General features: G+C 35.9%; 20 protein-coding genes. 15 read left to right on the plus strand and 5 right to left on the minus strand.

The genetic code is table 11. The annotated features are described in order from the left end of the window. The first annotated feature begins 645 nt into the window (after nt 1-645). The 4 genes from DOK79_RS08865 (at nt 646) to DOK79_RS08880 (ending at nt 5,535) form a co-directional block, all read left to right on the plus strand. Nucleotides 646-3,552 carry a BspA family leucine-rich repeat surface protein gene (locus tag DOK79_RS08865; protein WP_206855507.1) on the plus strand — a complete coding sequence of 969 codons (2,907 nt, stop codon included), beginning with the start codon at nt 646-648 and terminating at the stop codon, nt 3,550-3,552. Between the two features lie 58 nt (nt 3,553-3,610). After that, nucleotides 3,611-4,111 carry a hypothetical protein gene (locus tag DOK79_RS08870; RefSeq protein ID WP_206855510.1) on the plus strand — a complete coding sequence of 167 codons (501 nt, stop codon included), beginning with the start codon at nt 3,611-3,613 and terminating at the stop codon, nt 4,109-4,111. Nucleotides 4,112-4,148: 37 nt separating this feature from the next. Next, the gene (locus DOK79_RS08875) at nt 4,149-4,526 is read left to right on the plus strand and encodes an LPXTG cell wall anchor domain-containing protein (protein ID WP_206855513.1); all 378 of its coding nucleotides are present in this window, start codon (nt 4,149-4,151) and stop codon (nt 4,524-4,526) included. A 412-nt stretch (nt 4,527-4,938) separates the two neighbouring features. Further along, nucleotides 4,939-5,535 carry a hypothetical protein gene (locus tag DOK79_RS08880; RefSeq protein ID WP_206855515.1) on the plus strand — a complete coding sequence of 199 codons (597 nt, stop codon included), beginning with the start codon at nt 4,939-4,941 and terminating at the stop codon, nt 5,533-5,535. Nucleotides 5,536-5,810: 275 nt separating this feature from the next. On the opposite strand, the gene DOK79_RS08885 is transcribed toward DOK79_RS08880, so the two are convergent. From DOK79_RS08885 to DOK79_RS08900, 4 genes are all read right to left on the minus strand, one after another. After that, entirely contained in the window at nt 5,811-6,935 is a 1,125-nt protein-coding gene (locus tag DOK79_RS08885; RefSeq protein WP_206855518.1) for an ABC transporter permease, read from the minus strand. Nucleotides 6,936-6,938: 3 nt separating this feature from the next. Continuing rightward, nucleotides 6,939-7,613: an ABC transporter ATP-binding protein gene (locus DOK79_RS08890; RefSeq protein ID WP_206855521.1), complete on the minus strand. Its 675-nt coding sequence runs from the start codon at nt 7,611-7,613 to the stop codon at nt 6,939-6,941. A gap of 481 nt (nt 7,614-8,094) precedes the next feature. Beyond that, complete coding sequence (locus DOK79_RS08895) at nt 8,095-8,547, minus strand: MarR family winged helix-turn-helix transcriptional regulator (protein WP_206855524.1); 453 nt, start codon at nt 8,545-8,547, stop codon at nt 8,095-8,097. A gap of 2 nt (nt 8,548-8,549) precedes the next feature. Beyond that, nucleotides 8,550-9,023, minus strand: coding sequence for a YbaK/EbsC family protein (locus DOK79_RS08900; protein WP_206855527.1), 474 nt, complete (start codon nt 9,021-9,023; stop codon nt 8,550-8,552). A 673-nt stretch (nt 9,024-9,696) separates the two neighbouring features. On the opposite strand from DOK79_RS08900, the gene DOK79_RS08905 reads away from it, so the two are divergent. The 3 genes from DOK79_RS08905 to ssb are packed head-to-tail and all read left to right on the plus strand — an operon-like array spanning nt 9,697 to nt 11,687. Then, nucleotides 9,697-10,290, plus strand: coding sequence for a type IV toxin-antitoxin system AbiEi family antitoxin domain-containing protein (locus DOK79_RS08905; protein WP_206855529.1), 594 nt, complete (start codon nt 9,697-9,699; stop codon nt 10,288-10,290). A 12-nt stretch (nt 10,291-10,302) separates the two neighbouring features. After that, nucleotides 10,303-11,160 carry a nucleotidyl transferase AbiEii/AbiGii toxin family protein gene (locus DOK79_RS08910; RefSeq protein WP_206855531.1) on the plus strand — a complete coding sequence of 286 codons (858 nt, stop codon included), beginning with the start codon at nt 10,303-10,305 and terminating at the stop codon, nt 11,158-11,160. Between the two features lie 44 nt (nt 11,161-11,204). After that, nucleotides 11,205-11,687 carry a single-stranded DNA-binding protein gene (gene ssb / locus DOK79_RS08915; protein WP_206855533.1) on the plus strand — a complete coding sequence of 161 codons (483 nt, stop codon included), beginning with the start codon at nt 11,205-11,207 and terminating at the stop codon, nt 11,685-11,687. A 179-nt stretch (nt 11,688-11,866) separates the two neighbouring features. Here ssb and DOK79_RS08920 read toward each other — a convergent pair whose 3' ends face one another. Then, the gene (locus DOK79_RS08920; protein ID WP_206855534.1) at nt 11,867-12,520 is read right to left on the minus strand and encodes a hypothetical protein; all 654 of its coding nucleotides are present in this window, start codon (nt 12,518-12,520) and stop codon (nt 11,867-11,869) included. 415 nt (nt 12,521-12,935) lie between these two features. Here DOK79_RS08920 and DOK79_RS08925 point away from each other — a divergent pair, with 415 nt between their 5' ends. From DOK79_RS08925 to DOK79_RS08960, 8 genes are all read left to right on the plus strand, one after another. Further along, a complete protein-coding gene (locus DOK79_RS08925; protein ID WP_206855536.1) occupies nt 12,936-14,678 on the plus strand; it encodes an ABC transporter transmembrane domain-containing protein in 1,743 nt (580 codons plus the stop codon). After that, on the plus strand, nt 14,659-16,491 hold the full coding sequence (locus DOK79_RS08930; RefSeq protein ID WP_206855538.1) for an ABC transporter ATP-binding protein: 1,833 nt from the start codon (nt 14,659-14,661) through the stop codon (nt 16,489-16,491). The genes DOK79_RS08925 and DOK79_RS08930 overlap by 20 nt, the downstream gene beginning before the upstream one ends. A gap of 22 nt (nt 16,492-16,513) precedes the next feature. Then, the gene (locus tag DOK79_RS08935; RefSeq protein WP_206855540.1) at nt 16,514-17,773 is read left to right on the plus strand and encodes an ATP-binding cassette domain-containing protein; all 1,260 of its coding nucleotides are present in this window, start codon (nt 16,514-16,516) and stop codon (nt 17,771-17,773) included. Next, nucleotides 17,757-19,271 carry a hypothetical protein gene (locus DOK79_RS08940; RefSeq protein ID WP_206855545.1) on the plus strand — a complete coding sequence of 505 codons (1,515 nt, stop codon included), beginning with the start codon at nt 17,757-17,759 and terminating at the stop codon, nt 19,269-19,271. Before DOK79_RS08935 ends, DOK79_RS08940 begins: the two co-directional genes overlap by 17 nt. 562 nt (nt 19,272-19,833) lie before the next feature. Further along, the gene (locus DOK79_RS08945) at nt 19,834-20,784 is read left to right on the plus strand and encodes a helix-turn-helix domain-containing protein (protein WP_206855546.1); all 951 of its coding nucleotides are present in this window, start codon (nt 19,834-19,836) and stop codon (nt 20,782-20,784) included. A gap of 787 nt (nt 20,785-21,571) precedes the next feature. Beyond that, on the plus strand, nt 21,572-23,692 hold the full coding sequence (locus tag DOK79_RS08950; protein ID WP_206859463.1) for a BspA family leucine-rich repeat surface protein: 2,121 nt from the start codon (nt 21,572-21,574) through the stop codon (nt 23,690-23,692). Nucleotides 23,693-23,749: 57 nt separating this feature from the next. Further along, nucleotides 23,750-24,250 carry a hypothetical protein gene (locus DOK79_RS08955; protein WP_422392094.1) on the plus strand — a complete coding sequence of 167 codons (501 nt, stop codon included), beginning with the start codon at nt 23,750-23,752 and terminating at the stop codon, nt 24,248-24,250. 21 nt (nt 24,251-24,271) lie between these two features. Further along, nucleotides 24,272-24,637, plus strand: coding sequence for an LPXTG cell wall anchor domain-containing protein (locus DOK79_RS08960; protein WP_206859461.1), 366 nt, complete (start codon nt 24,272-24,274; stop codon nt 24,635-24,637). Nucleotides 24,638-24,718 lie beyond the last annotated feature (81 nt).

The raw sequence follows: 24,718 nt of genomic DNA on the forward strand, positions 1-24,718 counted from the left end.
AAAAAAAGAATACTGTTGCTGATTTGTGTTGTTAAAACATTATATGATTCCTGAATTTATTGATACTACTAGCTTGTTTATGATATATTACGTGTTATTTTATTAACGATTCGCTGTGTCTTTAAAAAAATGCAGTTTTTTTATTGAAGTTTTTTAGAGAGGCTGAATGATTTGGAATAAATAGTTGATCGTTCTTTCTAGAAAAGGGATTTTTTATTTTATCATCAATTTGTTTCTATAGATATCAAGAAAAAATCGTTTTTGTTTATTTGTTATTTTAATCCAAACATTCCCCATGATTTTATTAGGTGGCAATAATTTATAAATGGCTCGCAGTCCAAGAAAATTTCAGATAAAGGAAAAAATTATAAATTGATTAGAATTTGATTAGTGTTATACTTTAGCTATGATATTCACATTTAAATAATTTTTGATAATTAAAAAAATACAACGATTTCCCGATTATCCGCTGTTTTAAAAGATTTTTTATAAGGTTTTTCCAAAAAAATATAGATTGAGGTGAATTTAATGTGGCGAATAAGATTGGTGAATATGTTATCTATTATAGTTTTATTAGGAGGCGTAGCTGTTTTTCCCACTTCAGCACAATTGATGTCTAATAACATATATGAAGAAGATAGATACTTGGATGGAAATGAAATTTCGTTATTTGATATTGGAGAGACAATCGATTCAATGGATATTCCGAAAGTTCTGGAAGAGGATAAGAAACTACAAGTAGAAGATGATCCTCTATGGATAGATGAAACTTTAGATACAGAAGAATATATCGAATTACCAGGGCTAGAACAAGATCAAGAAGAACAAAAACAAGTGGAAGAAAAGGAACAACAGGAGAATGGTACACAACTGGATGACGAACCAACCAAAATAGAAAGCGGTTTAATGACAGAAGTGATATTTGAGGAAGTACAGGATGAAGGGATTGCTCGAGTGTTAACACCAGAAGCAAGGACTTTATTTTCCGGACAGCTGGGTTCCATTCCTTGGGTGGTTGATAGTCAAGGGACGCTGATCCTTGGATCTGGTGTTTTCGATGAGGCGAACAATATCGGCGGACGATATGCAGCGACAGATTATTTCAATCATCCCATGTATAGCCATGCGATTACACGCGTGCAATTAACTGGACCAATCGTATTGCGTGGTAGAAACGGCAGTTTGAATATGAACGGTGATATACGCAGAGGTTTTTTTACCGACTTGACCAATGTGACAGAAATTGAAGGAATCGAGTTTTTAGATACCAGTGAATTAAGTGAAATGGCATACATGTTTGCGAACATGTCAGCATTGACCAGCTTAGATGTATCTAGTCTAGATACGAGAAATGTATGGACTATGCATGGGATGTTCGAAAATATGAGTAGTGTAACAGAATTAGATGTCTCTAGTTTTGATACAAGTAACTTATTGTACATGGCACGTATGTTTAGAGGAACAATAAATTTAACGAAATTAGATATGTCTGGTCTGGATACAAGTAATGTAACAGACATGAGATTAATGTTCGCAGATGTGAGTAGTATAGCAGAATTAGATGTGTCTGGATTTGATACAAGTAATGTAACAGATATGGCAGGTATGTTTAGAGGAACAATAAATTTAACGAAATTAGACATGTCTGGTCTGGATACAAGTAATGTAACAGACATGAGATCAATGTTCGCAGATGTGAGAAGTATAACAGAATTAGATGTGTCTGGTTTTGATACCAGTAAAGTAACAGATATGGCAGGTATGTTTCATAGTATGCGCAGTATAACAGAATTAGATGTGTCTGGTTTTGATACCAGTAAAGTAACAGACATGTCATTTATGTTTAACTATGCGAGCAGTGTAACAGAATTAGATGTGTCCGATTTCGATACTAGCAGTGTAACAGATATGCAATTAATGTTTCGAAATGCGAACAATGTAACAGAGCTAAATGTGTCCGGTTTCGACACTAGTAGTGTAGTAAACATGAACCACATGTTTCTTAATGTGAGAAGTATAACAGAATTAGATGTCTCTCACTTTGATACAAGTGAGGTGAGGAATATGTTCGGCATGTTTGACGGTATCATTAGTGTAACGAAATTAGATGTATCCGGCTTCAATACTAGAAATGTCACAAATATGTCCTTTATGTTTATGGAAATGAGCGCTTTGACTGAACTAGATCTTTCTAATTTTGATACACGTAATGTGACAAGTATGGAAGGAATGTTTCGAAATGTGAGCAGTGTAAAGGAATTAGATGTGTCCGGCTTCGATACCAGTAATATAGTAACTATGTCCCGTATGTTTGAGAATGTGAGAAATGTAATAGAGCTAGATGTGTCTGGCTTTGATACTAGAAATGTCACAAGCATGCAAATGATGTTTGGCGGTATGAGTAGTGTAACGGAATTAGATGTGTCCGGCTTCGATACTAGAAATGTCACAAATATGTCCTTTATGTTCCAAAATGTGAGTAGTGTACAAGAATTAAATATGTCCGGCTTCGATACCAGGAATGTCACAGATATGATGGTTATGTTTCATAACGCGAATAGTATAACGAAATTAAATATGTCCGGCTTCGATACTAGGAATGTCACAGATACATCCTTCATGTTTATGGGGATGAGCAGCTTAACAGAACTAGATCTCTCTAATTTTGATACACGTAACGCAACAAATATGCAAGCAATGTTTATTGGTGTTCCGCTTGAACAATTAACTTTAGGTAGCCAGTTTATCTTTCATTTAGCTAATGGAAGCCCTGGACTTCTTCCGTTAAGTGGTTCAGCCACGCATCATCCTAATTGGCAAAATGTCGGAGAAGGAACTGTGGATGAACCAAAAGGAAGTTTTATATTTACTAGCGCTCAATTGATGGCAAACTATGATGGAGCGACAATGGCAGATACGTGGGTTTGGCAGCCTCGAATTTTCGCAAACCTGACCATTGACATTGAAGGTCATGGAACAGTCTTGCCTGATATACCAACAAGTGTTGAACGTGGAGAAATGATTGATATCCGCGCGACACCCGAAATAGGATGGCGTTTTTCTCATTGGTGCATCGAAAGCGGAGATGGGACGATTGCAGATCCCGATCAATCAACCACTACTTTTACGATGGGAGAAGAAGATGCAAAATTGGTGGCTGTTTTTGAAGAATTAAATCCATTGATCACCGTAAGAATCCCAACATCGGCAGTCTTCAATACGACCTCAGAATCGCATCATAGGAACATCGTTGCGCCTGATTATGCAATCGAAAATAAGTCACCTTTTGCAGTTTCTGTTGATGTGGTAGCACCTACGGAATTGACGAACATGGAAATCATTGAAGAATTGAATGTGGCTACTGATGGGAAAGAAAACTTATTGATCAATAAAGGGAATATCCATCATATAGATCCTTTCCGTTTATTTGACTTAGAAACTGAAGAAGCTAAGGTCTTCACGTTTACAGGAACAGCAGAAGAATTATCGGAAGAGGAAAGTCAAATAACACCTACCTTCAACATGGTTTTACGTTTTGTACCAAACCTGTAACAACAGTATTTATAAAGAAATCGCACAATAATCTTATCGGGGAAATGGAGAAAGACATATGGGGAAAAAACATCAAAAAAAGTGGATAGTATTGGGATTGCTTCTTTTGATTATTGGTGGCATCGTTTTATATTTCAATAATCAAGAAAACGAACCTGTGCCAATTGTCAGTGCAGATTTGTTGCCAGGCTTAAGAGATGCAAGTGACATTGAAATTGCAAAAAGAGCGCAAGAGATTGCAGATGCCAACTATTTTACTTTGCAAATCGCACCTTTTGCTGTTTTTGAAAATGGAGAATCAGAAGGATCGATCGAAATTGTCAATCCTGGAACCAATGTCTACCCAATCGCGGTAGATCTCACATTGGCGGAAACAGGAGAAGTCATTTACTCTTCAGGCGCTATCTACCCAAATCAGCAAATTGTTGGTGCCAAACTAGATAAATCACTGGAAAAAGGGGAGTATCAAGGGATTGCACGTATCAATATCTACGATCCAGAGACGAATGAACGTCAAGGAATAACAGAAGCAGAGATTTCTATCACTATCCAAAATTAAACACTGCGAATGCTTATCGAAAGAAAGGAGGAATTTAATGCGTAAAGTAAAACAATTTTTATTGATTGTAGGTGTTATCTTTTTAACAAGTTCTAGCTATTTTGTACATGCTTCAGAAAATCGATCATTCTTCAAGCGCGTGGAAGGGCAAGTCGGAAGTGTCCAGACACTACCAGAATCAGGGTCGGAAACAAGTGTTGGGCCAGAGGCAGATAATGGAATAAATGGAAATAACAGCAATGTTTTGGTCGTAGATACATCTAGATTACCGAATCGAACACAGAATAATCCAAGCTTACTCGCAAATTTGCCGAAAACAGGCAGTGAAGGTAATTTATGGGTTCAGTTAACTGGTATTCTTTTGGTTTTACTAAGTATCAAATTCCTTTTTTTGAAGAAAGAGACGCAGAGATAAAGCCGTTTTGAACAGTTAGAAAGAAAATGATTATCTATATATTAAAACAAAAGGATTCAAATTCAGAACAATGAACTTGAAATGATCGTACGTATCATCTAGCAGCTTCTACCAATTTTTTGACAATGTTTGCTATCTACTCAGAAGAGTTCTAACAAACTAAGTAAAATAGCCGCCTAAAATGTCTTGTTTTTTCAACGCATCACCTATTTGATCAATATCCTAAGACTGTACCCATCATAAATACCACAGCTTAGTGTCTGTTGGTCAAGATAAAATTACTTTGCTTAGACGGATAAAGAATTCTAATGGTTAGGAAAAAAACTGCATAAATGGGTAGTAGCTGTTACATGATGCGAACGATGATTTCTTGTTTGCAAATAAAACAATGGAATATGGAGGAGAAAATAAAATGAAGAAATATACTAAATTATTCAGTACAGTTGCAATGATGGGCACATTATTAGGAGCAGGGGCTATGTCTGTTGCAGCCACGACATTCAATGGTCAACCAACTGGAGAAGTACCAGTTACAGGAAGAGTTGGTTTAGATAATACTGTAGATCCTGGTGTCAATCCGCCGACAAATCCAGATGAAATGATCAACGTAACAGTGCCAACATCGGCTGTCTTCTTTACAACCGGAGCATCTAGGCATACCGAAATTGAATCTCCAAACTATACTGTGACAAACAATTCAGCTTGGGATGTAAATATCAATGTGACTGAACTAGCAAATCCTGTAGAGTTCCGAAGTTTAGATTCCTTAGCATTATCAGTAGATGTAGGGGGAGAATCTAGCATGGTGCCAATTGTAGAAACGGGTGCACCATTAAACAACTCTGCTGCATTTATGTCATTAACAAGAAATGCTGCTGTTGGCGGAACAAATCCAGTAGGAAACTTTAATTTTGTGGGAACTGCAATTCCAAATACAAATACGGCAGATGTGATTACACCAACATTTGATATGGTTCTCCAATTCCAAGCGGTTGTACCAAGTCCGTAAGGCAAAACAGTAAATAACCATCACCCACACTAAAATCAACTAGGGGAGTTGCTTTTAGACAGATAGATAAAAAATAGAATAAATCTAACCTTATGTAAATCATGAAGACATGAGTTAGCAAGTAGGATGCAATTGTTTGAACAACAGCATCCTACTTTTTACATATAATAATGATTTTTTGAAATGTTTTAAAATAAGCAGGCTTTGTATCACTTGTCCTTTTTTTATTTTTAAAATAAGACTAACAAATTCTATTTTTATAAAGTATCTGTGTTCTAATAGTGTTTTTTCTTAATCAAAATGAAAACAGTTATTAGCATCAGAAATAGATTAACAGTAACAAGTGTCCCAACTCCATTGATAAAAGTTATATTTACTGATTTTAATGGTTCAAATCCTGTTCCACCTAAAATTACTTGTTGAAAATCAACATAAGATGTTGGGAAATATTGTATTAAATTATTTTGATTTGTTCCTTCCGGTGAAATATTGTAATTTGTAACTAAAAGAAACAGCAAAACACCACCCACATTAACCAAATAATTACCCGTGAATATAGATAAAAAGAAACTAATTAAAACCAAAAGTAAAATCCACAAAATAATAAAAATGATATTTTGATAGAAAAAGGTGGATATGGGTAATATAGTTACATCATTATTAATGATAGTTGCGATTGGATAATCAAAGTTACCTATACCATTTTTTATAGCAACAATCAAAGAGACCATTACTAAAGGTAAGAGAACACTCAATAAAGAAAATAGAAAATAAGAAAAAAGACGTGCCATATTTTTAGAAACTGGTTTTTTAGGCAGTATATTAATTAAAGCAATGTATTGTTTTCTTTTCTCATACGAAGTGATTGTTGCAATAAGGATGGCAGAAATTGAGAGATATAAGATACTGGGGATTGCACCAGAAAAAATAAGTTCGTAATAATTTGCTAAAGGAAGTATCTTAGTACTTTCTAAGGAAACAATCGGATAACGATTTTTATGTAAATATTCTAATTTAGAAACGACTTTTTTTTGTTCAATAATAGGTATTCCAACTAATTTGCCGGATAACATATCTTCCAAGTTCTTTTTTTCAAAAGTATATTTGCTTTCGACAATCTTGTTTGAGTCTTGTGACTGTAACGCTGAGATTACTGCTTCCATATTTTTGTTCGCGATTTTTAGATCCTCTATAGTTTCGACGGCCGTATCGTCATCTTTTATTGCATCAATAGTCTGCTCATTAGCTAACTGATTTGCTTGTAATTCATCTACCTCACTCCAGGGACTTTCCCTATGAAAAATTAAAGGTATCAACAATAAGAGCGTTAGAATTATAAATGGTAAGTAATTTATCTTATTCTTTATTAGATTTATACATTCAAATTTAAGTACATTCATATTTTATCCTCCATATAATTGTTTGTAGAGTGCCAATATTTCGTTCATATTTTTCGTATCTCTTGCTATTTTTCCGTTTTTTAAAAATAGAACTCTATTACAGATTGCTTGAATATTAGCAATGTCATGAGATGAAAAAAGAATTATTTTCTTTTTATATGCTAAATTTTGAATGATTGTATTAGTAAGTTCTATACTACCAGGATCCAAACCATTTAGAGGTTCATCAAATAATAAAACTGGTGCATCACTAATCAAATATGTTGCTAATAATGCATGCTGTTTCATACCTAGAGACATTTTTTTTATAGGAAGAGTTTGATACTTATGGATTTTTAAAAGACTAATTACTTCATCTATAGCAATTTTGCTCTGCCAATTTTTCTTAATCAATAATAAGTGATCTAAAATAGTTAAATGCTCAAACAAATTATTGGAACTCTCTAAATAGAAAAACGAGCGGTTAAAGTTTAATGAATGAGGTGAAAAGCTATTAATTTCTAGTTTTCTATATGTAACTGGTAATAAGTGTGCTATTCCGTTTAATAAAGTTGTTTTACCTGTACCATTTGGAGCAACTAATGCGACTATTTCGCCATCCATAATTGACAAACCTAGACCATCAATTATTTTTTTTCTCCCTCTTTTTATAGTCATATTCTCAATTAAAACCGACATAAAATCCTCCTTTTCGACTCGCTCCGCTATTCGAGCCATATAGTAGTGAAAACGAGGGCGGATCCTCGTTATAATAGATTCAAAACTCTTCATAAAATAATACGTCCTTTTAACTTATTGTATCAATGTAATAAGAAAGCGCAATTTTTTTATGTCTATATTATGAACGACAGTATAGATTATTAGCTTCTTTGAAAGAAACTGAATAATGGGGTTAATCTTATGCTCGCTTTCCTTAGAATAATGTCTTTTTTTCCATAGATAAGAGAGTAGGACAATAATCAGAAGAAATCTGATACTTGTCCTACTCTCTTATCTATAGTTGCCTAAAAATAATTTTATGTCTAAACTTTAATTATGTTTACACAGTGTTTCTTTAATACATTATGAGCTTTTGTCATTGTAGATATGCTTCTGCTTGAATGCTTACGATTTTAAAGTATGTTTCATTCATTATGTTTAGCCTAATTTTATTCTTCCTCTAATAAATCCGTCTGTCCCCATTTTTTACAACATGCCATTCATCATCAACATTCTTGCTTACTTTTCTTAAAGTCTGTAACAACATTTCTTTCTCTTCTAAGGATAATCCTGCTAAAGCGGCCTTTTCTGAATATGTTTCTTCTCGTTTCAAGTAATTATAAAGCTCTTCTGCCTTATCTGTTGTATATAGCTTACGAATTTTTTTGTTGTCGGGATCAACTGCTTTTCTTATTAATTTTTCCTTCTCAAGCTTCCCCACTGACTTTGAAACAGTCGTCCGATCTTGTTTGACTAACTCAGCTAAAGAATCATTAATAATACCTGGATTTTCGTAGATCCTCGTTAAGTACAAATATTGGTCTTTATTAAGATGAATATCCTTAAATTCCACATTGCTGATATAAGACAATGCTCGCGAAATCACACCAATTTCTCTTAATATTTCAGACATAGCTATTCCTCCATTGGTAGTAAATAAGTTTCTAAATCAAGCGTCTTAATAATTTTGTCTAGATCAGCAACTTTTACAACCATCGTTTGATCTGGGCGACCAGGCGCAAACACAAGCTTTTCATGTGAAAGCAACGCTTCATCAATTATCACAGGCACTTGTGTCTCATAGCCAAAAGGGGAGACGGCTCCCGGTTTTTGCCCAGTTGTTTCCTCCATCGTTTCAGCGGAGACAACAGAAAGCCTTTTTCCTACAAGTTTACTTAATTTTTTAAAATCACTTCTTTTCGTAGTGAACGTCAAAAAGATATAGTGATTGTCTTGTTTGTTCTTTAAATACAAACTTTTTGTCTCTGTCCCATTGAAACCTTGTTCTGCTTTTACAACCAGTGCATCCTCATTCGTATAAATCGCTCGGTGATGATATAACTCAAAGTCAATATTTGCATGTTTAAATGTTTCCTCTAGATTGATCAAATTTTCTCACTCCATTTAAATTGTTGAATTTTCTATAATTTCATCCAGAGTAAAGGTTCTTTGTTGAAAAGTCAACAAAAATATCACCGGAAATTATAAATGTTTTATCAGGCAATGAAACTAAAGTAGACGCAGTCGCGTTCTATCGTTTTGGAGGCAAGGAGTGTCACTTGAGAACTGCTTGGTGATTTTGGCACTAAATTTGAGGGGATTGAGAAGTAAATGGAAAGAAAAATGCGTATATTAGTAAAAACTAGTCTAAAAAGAATCCTGGAAAAAAGAAACGCACAGTTATGGAGCTGGACGGAAACATTCAGGATTCTCGAGAAATCTAACTAGTGAGAAGGACCAAAAATTTGTAATTTGAAGCAATTGTTATTTTAAAAGACCACTAATTAAAAAAGAAAAAACGAAGCGCAAAACTAATTAGCATTTACGGAGGAATAATCATGAGAAATACAACTTATAAAGAACAAAATAACGAAGATCTAAAAGCAAAAATTCGTTCAGAATAGGAGAAAGTGTGGGTGAATAAGTTAAGGCTATAGTAATTGAAAATCCAACAGCAGATTCAAAAAGAAATTGAATTCGTTCAATAGACCCCAATCTTGTTACAAATACACTAACATGATATATTTGATGTAGTGTATTTGTAACAAAGGGGGATAAGTAAATGCAAGATAAACTGAAAGAATTGCTGGCTATTCGGGATGGAAATTTATCGATGAAGGAAGCTAGAAAATTAGGAATCGCAGCAACAACTGTACAAAGATTGGTGAATCAAAGAAAATTGATCAAAGTTGATCGTGGTTATTATGTAGAGGATGGTCATGGAATAGATGATTTATTTTGGCTTCAGCAAAGATTTTCCAGAGGAATCTTTTCTCATGAAACGACCTTAGATATTTACCAGCTTTCTACGAATATGCCAAAATTCATTCATTTAACTTTTCCCCATGGCTATAACGTGGATCGTTCAATTACAAGAGAACAGCAGTTACAGTTTCATTTTGTGAAGAAAGAATTTTATGAGCTAGGAAAAGTAGAGGGAACTTCCTTTCAAGGGAATCCTATCAATATGTATGATAAAGAGCGTACACTTTGTGATATTTGGAATCCGAGATACGAAATTGAATACGAAATGAAATTAGAAGCGTTAAAAGATTACATGCAAGACCCAATGAGAAATCCAAGTAAATTAAGAGATTACATGACAAAACTACATGTAGAAAAAGAAATGAAATACCATATGCAAAGCTTGTATTGATGGAGGAAAAAAATGACACCAACACAATTTGCAGCAAAAACCAGAAATTTAGCAAAGAGTACAGGATTGAATGCACAGTTAGTGCAACGGCATTTTATGATGGATCGTTTAATTGAACAAATTTCTGAATCAAAGTACAAAAATGACTTTATTTTAAAGGGTGGCTTTTTATTAGGATCAAAATATGGAATCGATAGAAGGACAACCATTGATATCGATACGACATTTAGAAATAGCAAATTAACTGAAGAAAAATTGCAGATTATTCTTAATGATTTAACTAGAAAACCCACGAAAGATGGGATCGTTTTCTCTATTCAAGGAATGAAGGAAACAAGAGAAGCGGATTTTTATCCTGGGTTTCAGATTAAGTTAGTGGCTAATTTAGAAAAAGTACGTGTGCCATTTAAAATGGATGTGACAACAGGTGATTCTATTTATCCTGCAGTAGATACACACTATCACCAATTAATGTTTGAAGATAAAAAAGTGGAGATCCCAGCTTATCCAACAGAACAAATCATTGCAGAAAAGCTAAGTGCTACGTTCAGTTTTGGTACAGATAATTCGAGAGCAAAAGATTACTATGACTTGTTTACGATTCCAAAACTAGAAAATATTGTTACGAAAGAGTTATACAAAAGTGTTCGAAATACATTCACAAAACGCGGAGATACCAAACCTTTGTCCTTTTATTATGAAAGAGAAATGGAAAAAATCAGAGGAAACGACTATTTAGAAAAACAATGGGAAAAATATCGCTCAGTTAATACGTTTGCGAAATCTATTTCATTTACAGAGACAGTCAACGAAATCGATCACCTAATGAAAAGCATGATTAAAATTGAAAATCAAGAAAGAAAACAATAGTTGAAAAGATTCCAACAAATAAATCAGGAATTGGAGAGAGAAGGATGATCAATAATGTAACCTTAGTAGGACGATTAACTAAAGATCCCGATTTACGTTATACCGCTAGTGCTACCGCAGTCGCCACTTTTACGCTAGCTGTCAACCGCAATTTCACGAATCAAAACGGCAATCGAGAAGCCGATTTTATCAATTGCGTGATTTGGCGGAAATCAGCGGAAACAATCGCCACGTTAGCTAAAAAAGGTAGTTTGATCGGTGTTGTTGGACGAATTCAAACTCGAAGTTATGACAACCAGCAAGGCCAACGCGTGTATGTGACAGAAGTTGTGGCTGATAACTTCCAACTATTAGAAAGTAAAGCAGCGACAGAAAGCCGTATGCATCAAAATCAATCTCAAGCTGAACAAAGAACAAGCACTTTTGAACAACGTGGGACAACTACGAACAAAAGTGGGTTTAAGGCTTCCCAAAATCCGTTTGATGGGCAAAAAATTGACATTAGCGAGGATGATCTACCATTTTAAGCCAAGTTATCTAGTGGTTGCTTTTAATAAAATTTATGCGATAAACTAGTTGAAAACATTCTACAGTCAACAACTAAAACAAACTAAGATCAATGGGTAAGATGTTCCGTCAAATATCTTACCCAGTGATCTTTAGTATTTTTATAATTGTTAACTTAAGTGAGATTTTATTGATAAAGTTAATGTGTAACTGGAAGCTTAAATTTTATTGAACTAAAATCTTGACTATTTTGGTTGACTAAATCACGCACGTAATAGTACTCGATATTGATTTCTTGAACGTTAGTATTTTTCACATCTCCGTCTAGTAAAAAGTAAGATTGGACAACGCCTGTGGTCCCTAATTTTAAAGGGGCCGTTTCTGGCTGACCGCTGGGTTGGTATTGTAGCGTAGGATATACATTAATGCCATCTTCTGTAACTAAATCAAAGTTTCTATAAAACTGCGAACCATCATTAAAATCATTAAATGAATGGTTTGTCATGCGAATATCAAGTCTGATGACAGTGTCTAATTTTTGAGCTAAGTAGGCTTGTTGTCGAATGACCTCATCTGGTTGGGCGCTGGCATTAAGAATTTCGATCGTAACTGCTGGTTTTCCGGCTAAGTAGATTGTGACCGGATCGTTTAGTCCATGGAGTGTTGAAGTGTCATTTGATGATTCGTTCTCTGGTTCTGATTTGGCAGAGGATGATTCTGATGATTTATTATCAGTGGTTACTGTACTAGTTATTACTGTAACGTTTTTGTCAGTGTTACTTGCAGATTTGCAACTTGTTAATGTCAATAAAAAAAACAAGCTAACAATCCCTAAAATTACTTTGTTTTTCATATTCCCGTGAGCTCCTAAAATGTAGATTATAGTATAATTCCGCTTTATTATAACGTTTAATTTTTTATTTCAAGTGTTCTGAAATAGATACCTAAAACCCTTTATTTAAAATAATAAACTGAGAATCAAAAGTAGTTATCTACTTTTGGTTCTTTTTTTATTCTTAAAAAAAATTCTACCATGTCTTCCTAGTTTTATAACAGTGTTATCACCTCTAAAACCTCTTCGTCCAGATTCTTTTACTCACTGAAAAAAATATTTCAAATAACTGTTGACCCTCCTATTATAGGAGACTATATACTTATTTATGTGCTATAACACCAGAAAGATAAGAGGTTTAAGAAATGAGATAGATAAAAGAAGATGAGTTTTGAGTTGAAACAAAAAGATTGAAAGAAGTAAAGGAGAGATCACAGTGCTAAAACTATTTAAAACGGCACATTTAAGTAAAGTAAAAGTAGGTTTGTTACTCCTATTCATCACACTACAAATGTTGGGAACTTTATATTTACCTACATTGACGGCTGATATCATCAATGAAGGGGTTGTCATGCAAGATATGGATTATGTACAAACGACAGGAGCAATCATGTGGGGGGTGGCGATACTGACAGGTATTTTCTCGATCTTAGCCACGTACTACTCCGCTGAGGTGGCGACGACTTTTTCTAAAAATATCCGCGATCGTTTGTTCAAACATACACAAAAGTTGTCATACCAGGATTTCAAGCATTTTAGCGGGTCTTCGTTGATTACACGAGCAACGAATGATATCGAACAGTTACAATCGACGATCAGTATGTTTTTTGAGACGATGATCCCTGCGCCTTTTGTCATGATTGTTGGGTTGATATTGGCCTACATAAGAGATGGTTACATGGCGTTGATCATCTTGATCACAGCTGTCATCTTCACAATTGTATTTGGTTGGGTTACCTTGAAGATTTTTCCGCTTTTTGAGAAAACACAGGTTGGCTTGGATAAGATCAATGGGATCGTCGGGCAGTATTTGTCAGGGATTCGGGTAGTGCGAGCGTTCAATCGGACAAAGCTTGAGAAAGAGCGGATGGATGCTTCGTTTATTGATTTTGCGAATTTGAATATCAAGATCAATCGATTATTCGCAGTGATGATGCCGATCGTTATGTTGGTCATGTCTCTTTCTACTGTGGCAATTATGTGGTTTGGTGGTATGAGGGTAGATTCAGGGAATATGGCGATCGGTGATATCATGGCGATCATTGAGTATGCAATGAATATTTTGATGTATTTATTGATGGCTGTCTTTTCAGCAATCAACTTGCCAAGAGCAAAGGTATGTGCGAATCGTATTCTTGAAGTTTTAGAATATCGTCCTGAGATCACTGATGGTGAGGCGCACTTGAATGGACGTGCTGATTTACGTTTAGAATTTAAAAACGTTAGCTTTTCTTATCGCGATGCAGAAAATCCAGTGTTACAAAACTTAAACTTTGTTTGTGAGCAAGGTACGACGACGGCAATCATTGGCGGAACTGGTTCGGGTAAGAGTACGGTGGCGAAATTGATTCCACGATTACTTGAGGCTTCTGGTGGAAAAATCACGTTAAATGGGATGAATGTCAAAGATTTACCACAAGAAGAATTACGCAGCAAAATTGGATTTGTGCCACAAAAAGCCTTCTTATTCAGTGGTACGATTGCAGAAAATTTAAAACATGGCAATCCGCATGCTTCATTAAGAGATATGAAACAGGCAGCAACGATTGCTCAAGCAGAAAGTTTTATCAATGAACTTCCAGAAAAATATGAATCAACAGTTGTGCAAGGAGGAAAGAATTTCTCAGGTGGTCAAAGACAAAGGTTGTCCATTGCACGAATGATCATGAAAAAACCAGCGATCTATGTGTTTGATGATAGCTTCTCTGCATTGGATTATAAAACAGATGCCGCATTAAGACGGTCTTTAAAGGATGCGACAAAGAAATCGGTGATGGTTGTGATCGCTCAACGGATCACTTCAATCAAAGAGGCAGATCAGATCATCGTTTTAGATGAAGGTAAGGTTGTTGGTAAAGGAACGCACAGAGAGTTATTAGAAAATTGCGGTGCATATTTCGAGATTGCTAAATCTCAGCTGAGTGAGGAGGAGCTAGCAAATGAGCTCAGAGAACAATAATACGTATGACGTGATGGATGGTGGAGGAGCCATCTCCGTTGAACATGCGAAAAATAGTAAAAAAACGTTAGGACGGTTGATCAAAGCATTGGCGCCGCAAAAATGGCTAATGATGATCGCTTTTCTATTTGCTATCTTTGGTGTCTTGCTAAATCTATGGGCGCCGAATATATTTGCGGATGCCATCAATATCATTTTTGAAGGTGTTGAATTGTCATTTACCGAAGGAGCAGCGATTGCTATTGATTTTCGTCGATTAGCTGAATCAATCCTCTTATTGATCGGGGTTTATATATTAAGTTCGGTCTTCTCTTATTATCAAGAGTATGCGATGGCTTCGGTATCTCAAAAATTGGTGTTGAGTTTAAGAGAACAAATCAGTGAAAAGTTAACAAAAGTACCGTTGAAGTTTTATGATACAAATCAAAAAGGTGAAGTTTTAAGCCGCGTAACCAACGACTTGGAGCGTGTGAATGAAATTTTAAGAGATGCGATCATGCGCTTGTTTACTTCGGCAATCACCATTGTTGGTGCGGTTATTTTAATGATTCGCATTGACCGAACGTTGACATTGATTGGTGTCGGAGCGATAGTGATCGGTTTAGTCATCACTATGCTCGTTGGGGTAAAAAGTAATGAGATTTTTACAGATCGTCAACGTTCTGTAGGAATATTCAATACGAAAATTGAAGAGTATTTTTCAGGGCAGGTAGAAATAAAAGCCTTTAACTTAGAGAAAGAAGTCATTGGGCAAACGAAGAATTCAATTGATCAATTGTATCAAGATGATAAAAAAGCGCAATTCATTATGTTTGCGATCATGCCGATCATTCGACTATTCAACCAAATCGGGTATGTGGTGATTGCTGGATTAGGTGCTAGTTTTGTTATTCGAGGAAGAATCTCGGTTGGACAAATCTTATCGTTTTTCCAGTATATCCAAATGTCTCAAGAGCCTTTGACTGAAGCTTCGTATTTATTCAACTCGCTACAATCTGCCATTGCTTCTGCGGAACGAGTGTTTGAGATTATCGATGAAGAGGAAATGGAAGAAGATACGCAAACAAACAGAAGAATCAAAGCACCAAAAGGAAATATTTCTTTTGAAAATGTCCAATTTGGCTATGGAAAAGAACTATTGATGGATGGTGTCGATTTTGAAGTGAAGGCTGGACAAAAGGTGGCAATCGTTGGCCCAACTGGAGCTGGGAAAACAACAATGATCAACCTATTGATGCGCTTTTATGAAACCAATGCAGGAGCAATCAAAGTCGATGGTGTGGACGTCAAAAAAATGAGTCGTCATTATTTACGTTCACTATTTGGCATGGTTCTGCAAGATTCATGGATGTTTGAAGGAACAGTCAGCGAGAATATTGCTTATGGGCGTCATCGTGCCTCGAAGTCTGAGATCGTGAATGCAGCAAGAATGGCACGTGCCGATCACTTTATCCGCACGTTGCCAAACGGCTACGATACGGTCATGAATGATGAGAATGCGTCTTTATCTCAAGGAGAAAAACAGCTTCTATGTATTGCACGAGCGATATTGACCAATCCGCCAATGCTTTTATTAGATGAAGCAACGTCGAGTATCGATACGAGAACAGAATTAGAAATCCAAAAAGCAATGGATAATCTGATGAAAGGAAAAACCAGCTTCGTGATTGCGCATCGCCTTTCAACGATCAAAAACGCAGATGTGATTTTAGTCATGAAGGAAGGGAATGTCGTCGAAGTTGGCGATCATAAAACGTTATTGCAAAAAGGCAGTATGTACAGTGAAATCTACAATAGCCAGTTTGCTTCTTAGAAATTAAGCGGAGGTGTCGATTATGTTTCAAATCGATTTTAAAAATCGTAAAGCAATATACAATCAACTAATAGATAATTTTAAGCGTTTGATCGATACAGGGGTTCTTAGCCCTGGCTCAGAGGTACCTAGTACCTCTGAGTTGGCTAAGATGTTGACGGTTAACCCGAATACAGTATTGAAAGCTTATTTAGAGCTAGAGAATCAGAGCTATTTTGAATCTGAAGGGGGAACGGAATGGTTTGTTCGAACGTCCTCTGAAGAAAAGGATCAAGAACCAATAAAAACGTTGTATAGTCGAATCCATGCCGATCTACAATTGTTGCTAGAAAATGGTGGCAATAAAGAAGAAATCGAGCAACTTATCGGGATGGGACAAAAGTCATTTATCCAGGTAGAACAGTTGAAAAAGAAAATGGACGATACGATGGCGTTAGCTGGGCTGACCATGAATGTCAAAAAAGGTTCGATCTATGGACTTGTAGGAACGAATGGTTCAGGTAAAACAACCACACTTAGGCACTTAGCTGGGCTTTTGCGGCCGGATAGTGGGATTGCTCGGATCGATGGGTTACCAGCCTATGATAAAGCACATCAAAAGGTGATCGGTTATATGCCGGAGGAGATGTATTTCTTGCCCGACTATACAATGAAAATGCTCCAGCGTTTCTTTAAAAATAAATACCAACAAACTTGGAATAATGACCGCTACCAAGAGTTGGTCGCAGTGTTCCAACTAAATGAAAATAAAAAAATCAACACATTCTCAAGAGGCATGCAAAAACAAGTGGGCTTTATTTTTGATATTTCTACAATGCCAGATGTATTGCTGTTAGATGAAACCATCGATGGGTTAGATCCATTGGTTCGCAAACAAGTAGTGAAAATGATCATTGAAGATGTAGCGAATCGAGAAATGACGGTGTTGATCACTTCGCATAATATGCGAGAAATGGATGGCTTGTGTGATACGATCGGGATCATCAAAAATGGCCAATTGGTCATTGAAAGAGAATTGGATGAGCTAAAGGCAAATACCCATAAGATCCAAGTAGCATTTCCACAAGACTTTATGATGAATCATTATCCTTATGACGGCTTAGAGGTTCTTTATATGGAAGAGCTTGGCAGTACCGATCTATTAGTCGTACGCGGGAAAGAGGAAGAAATCGCTCAACATATCGAAAGCTTTGAACCATTGGTCTATGAACTTGTACCAATGACACTAGAAGAAATCTTTATCTACGAAACAGAGGGGGCATTGGATGAAGTCCGTAATTAGTACGCCGTTAATGAAAGAACAAATGAAACGTATCTGGCCAATGATGCTTTTGACATTTTTAGGCTATGGGTTAGCTTTATTATTACCAATATTTTTACAAACAGGAGGAGCCGATTCAGTTGTCCGAGCGCAAAGAATGATCGATCTTTTGGCGATGAGGCAACCAATCATGTTGGTTTCAATGATCATGATCCCCGTTGTCGTTATATTACTTCTGTTTTCACATTTATTTGATTCAAAAGCAATGAGCGCCTATTCGTCTTTTTCAGATAACAAAAACCAATTGTTTTGGACTTCCGCACTAAGTGGCTGGCTTGTTATGGTTCTTCCATTGTTAGCGATGAGTGCATTGCTGTTGATTCGTGTTCGTTATTCTGGTTCAGTAGATGTCTTGGAATTTCCGACTGCGTTATTTTCAAGGGGGATCGTCAGTGGCGAAGTGATCAATACTTTTTCAGTAGTTGCGATGTTCTTTTTACGCAGCCTGATCATCGTTACTTTTTATTTTTCACTTTTTCTCCTTGCGGTAACAGTGAGTGGAAATTGGGTGATTGCCAGTCTTTTGTTTGCGATTTTCCCATTTATTCCAACACTGATTCATCGCTTGATCCAAACAATCGCTGCGATGTATGTGTTTGGCTATGTACCAGTAAATCCTTTAGACAGTCAAGTGATCTTCACTTATAGCAATCCGATCGCATGGTTTTGGAGTTTTGGGCAGAATGCTCAACCGATCTTTTTACTGATTTACATCAGTATGACGCTAGTTATCCTATTTTTAGCGTATCTTAGTTTTACGCAACGGAAAGTGGAAAAAACGGAAGAACCAATTGTTTTCACTAACTTTAAACATCTGCTGATTTTCTTGTTGTCAGTAGCAGGAATGCTTGCTATGGGTGCGTATTTAATGGATTTCTTTAGCGGTCGCTGGTTTATGTATTATGGTTTTGTGATTGGCTTTTCTTTTACTTTTGTGATTGCTCAAATGATTGTGAAAAAAACATTCAATGTGATTACTGAAGTGAAATGGTTGATGCCGATGATGGGCATCGTTCTTAGTTTATATGGTGTGATGCTGTTAGTGACGAATTTCGGTGTACGTACCTATACGAATCATGTGCCGGCAGTATCTCAAGTGGAAGGAATCTATGTCAGTCATGAGGGTCAGATGAAAGGCAATGACTTTTCAACAGATGATCAAATGATCCAAGATACGATCAACTTGCATCATCAAATCATTGGTACTCGCTCGGTTACAGGACGTGATTGGAGAGATTTATCAAGAAACGAACGTCGCGATATACGCTCGGATGAACGTGAGCATCGAAAAAATATGCAGGAAGCTTTTTGGCAATCCATCACTGGGAATGGTGAACGCTTTATCGAAAATGGTGGAGAGCATATTTATATTACTTACTTGCTAAGTGATAATGAAAGAATCCATCGTCGCTATGCTTTACCAGGAACATTCGTTTCTGCGATGGCGGAGAGTGAGTAGTACACAGAAATCTATGGTTAGAGAACTTTACGTTATTTTATTAAATGCTTTGTAGCGATTCAATTATTTGAAAGTAAGCTGTCATTTACAAAAGTTGATTTTGTAGATGATTGCTTATTTTTTTATGAATTTTACGTAAAATATCTAGGAAAGCGTATATCCGCATTATGTCAGTTAGTCTTGGCTAGCCAGTAGTCAATCAGTAAACAAATATATGGCATCACAAATTACTTTGAATCAGCTTGACAAGAAATCAGCAATGAAAAGTATTTCGCTACGGATATCCGAATATTAGAAGAGAACAAAGCGGTAAAAGTCTTCACTTATGAATTCAATTATTCGGGTGTCAATAGAAAAGGCGACATTATCGAAAGTTGTGGTAAAGCAACGAATGTATTTTTATATATGGCTGGAAAGTGGTAGTTATTGCACGAACATCTGAGTAATGATTAATCTGAGATTAGTCAAATTAATTGTATCTGCCTATTAACTTTATAATATGAATAGAATATAATGAAAATAAGGTGAGCGTTATATTAAAATATTATAAGAGGGTGTTTAAGTGAAAAGTTATGGAAAAACAATCAAAGAGATACGCAAAGCGAAAGGCATGTTACAAAAGGAATTAGTGGATGAGCAACTTTCAATATCATTGTTATCTCAATTTGAAAATGGGCGACTATCAATGTCTTGTGAAAGATTCCACCTTTTGTTGTCAAAGCTTGAGGTGAAGTTTGAAGAATTTATTGTATTGCATTCTGAAAGTCCTTATTCACCAGTACATGTAGCCATTAGCAAATATATGCGCGCTACTAATGTGGCTTCATTAAAGGAATTAGAAAAACTACAAGAAAACTACGAAGAATTACTAGCATATTATCACGAAAATTATTCCTTGGAACTGGATCATTTTTTGCAAATAATCCGGTTCAATTATGAAACGAAAAAATCTTATTTCAAGGGAGTCCCGATGCATGAGGCTAGCTTGATGCACAGCCATCTTTTAGACTCGGCGAAACAATATTTGGCTGATACGACGACATGGGGCGTGTATGAATTAAAATTGTTTTCTCGCATTGCTGTGTCTTTGGAACCTGAAGTTCTATGGAAGTATGTAAAGATGGCGAATGATAAAAGTGAACGATTTGAAAAAGTCCCAGGTAATAAAGATATCTTGTATCAAACATTCATTACGATCTTTTCCGTTTTTTGTTTATTTGGTGAAGTGGACTATGCAACCAAGCTATTCTCTCTTTGGAAAAGCCGTGTCATTAAAGATGAGCATATTGAACAGGCGGTTCTTTTGCCATTTTATGAAGGCTGTTTAGCACTATTAAATCAAGAGGAGGAACAAGCTATTCAATTGATGGATCGTACCTTAACAACCTTAGAAACTCTAGGTTTATCAAAAATCGCACATGACTACTTAGAATTAAAGAAAGTTCTTACAGTTCTTGGATTTGTGACAGTCATCATTATTGATCCGTTGTTTGAGGATTTAATTAAGTATTAAAACACTAGTAGGACGGGACAATACGGGGCAGCCTCGAGAAATAAGACGGAATATACGAAAATCACTTTTTAAATTTTTGTGGATTCCGTCTTATGTATGAAGAGGTTACTTCTACTCTCGTCTTTTATTCGCTTTTTAGATATACAATAAAAGTAAAAATTTACTTTTGTCTCAGACACATAAGTTATCTTTCGCATCCTAAAACTGAATAAAAAGTAACTCATTTAATAAGAGTTACATATCAAAAAATCCTTTAGATCAATCAACGATCTGAAGGATTTTTTGATGAAAAGCTTGAATAAAGAGTCAAAGCATAAAAAAATTCAAATAAAAGAAATATAAAAAAACAGGGATCTTTTTATTTTTATTGTAATAATTCCAAAGATAAAACAACCAAACGTTTTTTTGGTTGTTTATGTCTAAATACTAAAGTATTTATTCTTAATAATTGATTATTGAACAAATAATATTTGAATACTTCTTTTTTAGTATTCTAAAAAAAAAATTGAAATAAAAAAAATAGAGAGAAAAATAAATAACGACAAAAAGATTTAAAAGAACAAAATCTCAATAATTTTAATCCGCTGAGTGCAGCTTTTTTTCTAGATTCGAATAAAATTATAAATAGATTAAAAATTAGTGAGGTGCTACACTTTGTGTATCGACAAAGCGCTTTGTTGCAGAATTTTATTGGTATGCCAACAAACATATTTCCAAAATATAAATAAGTTATATTAAGCATTCATCACATTTTACACGGTGAAAAAGTTAGGGGAGGTTAAAAATAGTGACTAAAAAGTCAAAATTAAAAAAACGTTCTTTGGGTATAATTACAACAAGTATGCTTTTGCTTTTGCCAATCGGACAGGTATTAGCAATCGATATTCACGCGCCTGATATTCAATCAGATGAGTTAATGAGCGATCAGTTAGTTGTTCCCGATGAACCAATCGATGTTGAAGTACCAGAGTCAATTTCTGGAAACAATGAGGAAACTTCTTTTGAAGAAGTTAATGAAGAAGTGCAAGGAATTGATGAAGAAATCCAACCAGAAGTAGTTTTACCAGAGCAAGAACTATCGTCAATAGTAGATCATTCAGAGATAGCAGAAGACGAGTTAGATGTACCTGAGGAGTTAGAAAGAATTGCTTTACCACCTGGAGTAAATGCCGTATATACAGGTCAAGTCGGTACGATTCCGTGGGTGATCGATGATACTGGGACACTGACATTAGGTTCAGGGATTTTTGATGAAGTGAATGATGTGGGAGGAAATTACGAATCAACGGATTATTTTAATCATACGGCATATAGTGATTCAATTACTAGAATCGTGCTAACTGGACCAGTTGTACTGCATGGAAGTCAGCGAGGAACAAAAAACTTTGCGCCTCATGCTGGTGGTGCTGATTCTACAAGACAAGGATTCTTTGCTTACTTGAGCAATCTACAAACGATTGAAGGAATGCACTATCTTGATACTAGTAATGTGACCGATATGAATAGTATGTTTCTTCGCTCATCTGGGTTACTAGAACTAGATGTCTCAAGCTTTGATACGAGTAATGTCACAAATATGGCACAAATGTTTACTGAATTGGCAAATCTTAGAAAGTTAGATGTCTCTAGTTTCGAAACACACCAAGTAACAGATATGAGTCATATGTTCCGTGGATTAGCAAGAGTGGACCAGTTAGATGTCTCTAATTTTGTTACCAGTCAAGTGACTGATATGTCGGGTATGTTTAGTAGTGTTAGCCTTAGTGAAATAGATCTTTCTAATTTTGATACGAGTAACGTCACAGAGATGTGGTGGATGTTCGCTAGTGCTAGTAATATAAAGTCACTTGATTTATCAAATTTTGATACGAGTAAAGTCACTCGAATGCATTCAATGTTTGCGGATGCTCGAAGTTTGGAATCAGTTGACTTATCAAACTTTGATACAAGCAATGTTAGAGATATGTGGAGAATGTTTGCGGATGCTCGAAGTTTAAGAAAACTTGATTTATCCAGTTTTGATACTCGACAAGTTTCTAATATGCTGGCTATGTTTGATCGTATTTCGTTAGAACAACTGACTTTAGGAAGTAGCTTCGTTTTTAATATGGTAGGAGGAGGCCCTGGACTTCTTCCGTTAACTAGTTCAGCAACACATCATCCGAATTGGCAAAATGTCGGTGAAGGAACTGGGGATGAGCCAAAAGGAAGTTTTGTATTTACTAGTGCGCAACTAATGGCAAACTACGATGGAGCAACCATGGCAGATACCTGGGTTTGGCAACCTAGAACCTTTTCAAATCTAATTATTGAAGCTGAAGGACAAGGAACTGTCTCCCCGGCTACCTCAACCAGTGTTGAACGTGGGGAAATGATTGATATCAGTGCAACAGCCGAATCAGGATGGCGTTTTTCTCATTGGCGGATCGAGAGTGGGGAAGGGACGATTGCAGATACCAATCAAGCAATAACTACTTTTGTTATGGGAGAAGAAGATACTAAATTGGTGGCGGTTTTTGAAGAATTGAATTCACTACTATCCATAAGAATCCCAACATCCGCTGTATTCAATACGACTTCTGAATCCAAGCATAGAGATATTGTTTCACCAGATTATGAGATTGGGAATGAGTCACCTTTTGCTGTTTTCGTAAATGTAGTCGAACCTACAGAGTTGAAGAATATGGATATCATTGAAGAGTTGAATGTGGCTGCTGATGGAGGAGAAAATGTCTTGATCAGTCAAGGAAGTGCCCATCAAACAGAGGCATTTCGTTTATTTGAATTAGCAACTGAAGAAACGAACACCTTCACATTCACAGGAACAGCAGAAGAATTACCAGAAGGAAGTAGTCACATCACGCCTACTTTCAACTTGGTTTTACGTTTCGTGCCAAATCTGTCGTAGGAGTATTTATCAAGAAAAACGAACAATAATCTTATTGGGGAAATGGAGAAAGAATGGATGGCTAAGAAAAAGCAAAAGAAATGGATCGTATTGGGATTACTTCTATTGATTATTGGTGGAGTCTTTTTATATTTCACTAATCAAGAGAATGAGCCTGTTCCAGTTGTTAGTGCGGAGTTGTTACCCGGTTTAAGGGATGCAAGTGACATTGAAATTGCAGAGCGCGCGCAAGAGATTGCGGATGCCAACTATTTTACTTTGCAAATAGCGCCGACAGCTATTTTTGAAGATGGGGAATCGGAAGGCTCAATTGAGATCGTGAATCCAGGAAGTAATGTGTATCCAATCGCGGTCGATCTCTTTTTAGCAGATTCGGAAGAAGTAATCTATTCTTCTGGATCCATTCATCCAAATCAACAAATCGTTGGCGCTAAATTAGATAAATCACTTGATAAAGGGGAGTATCAAGCTGTTGCACGCATCAATATCTATGATCCAGAAACGAATGAGCGTCAAGGAATTACGGAAGCAGAGATTTCCATCACTATCAATAATTAAATGAATGAAAGGAGAAACTTAATGCGTAAACTGAAACAATTTTTATTGTTTGTAGGAGTGATCTTTCTAGCTAGTTCTAACTACTATGTTCATGCCTCAGAAGACCAATCATTCTTCAAGCGTGTAGAAGGGCAAATCGGTAGTACTCATACACCACAAGAACCAGGAACAACTCCTGGTTCAGATGATGGAACAAAAGGAAATGACAGAGATGTTTTAGTCGTTGATACATCAAGATTACCGAACAGAACTCAGAGTAAACCGAGCTTACTCGCAAACTTGCCAAAAACTGGAAGTGAAGGGAACTTGTGGATACAATTAGCAGGTGTTCTTATGATTTTACTAAGTGTCCGCTTCCTTTTTTTAAAAAAAGAGGGACAGAGATAAATAATTTCTGATCGATACAAATTTCGTACAACGAACAAGAAATTATCGTACGCATCATCTAGCAGCTCCTACCAATTTTTG

The organism is Enterococcus sp. DIV1094 (genome assembly GCF_017316305.2).
GTDB classification, from domain to species: domain Bacteria; phylum Bacillota; class Bacilli; order Lactobacillales; family Enterococcaceae; genus Enterococcus_B; species Enterococcus_B mangumiae.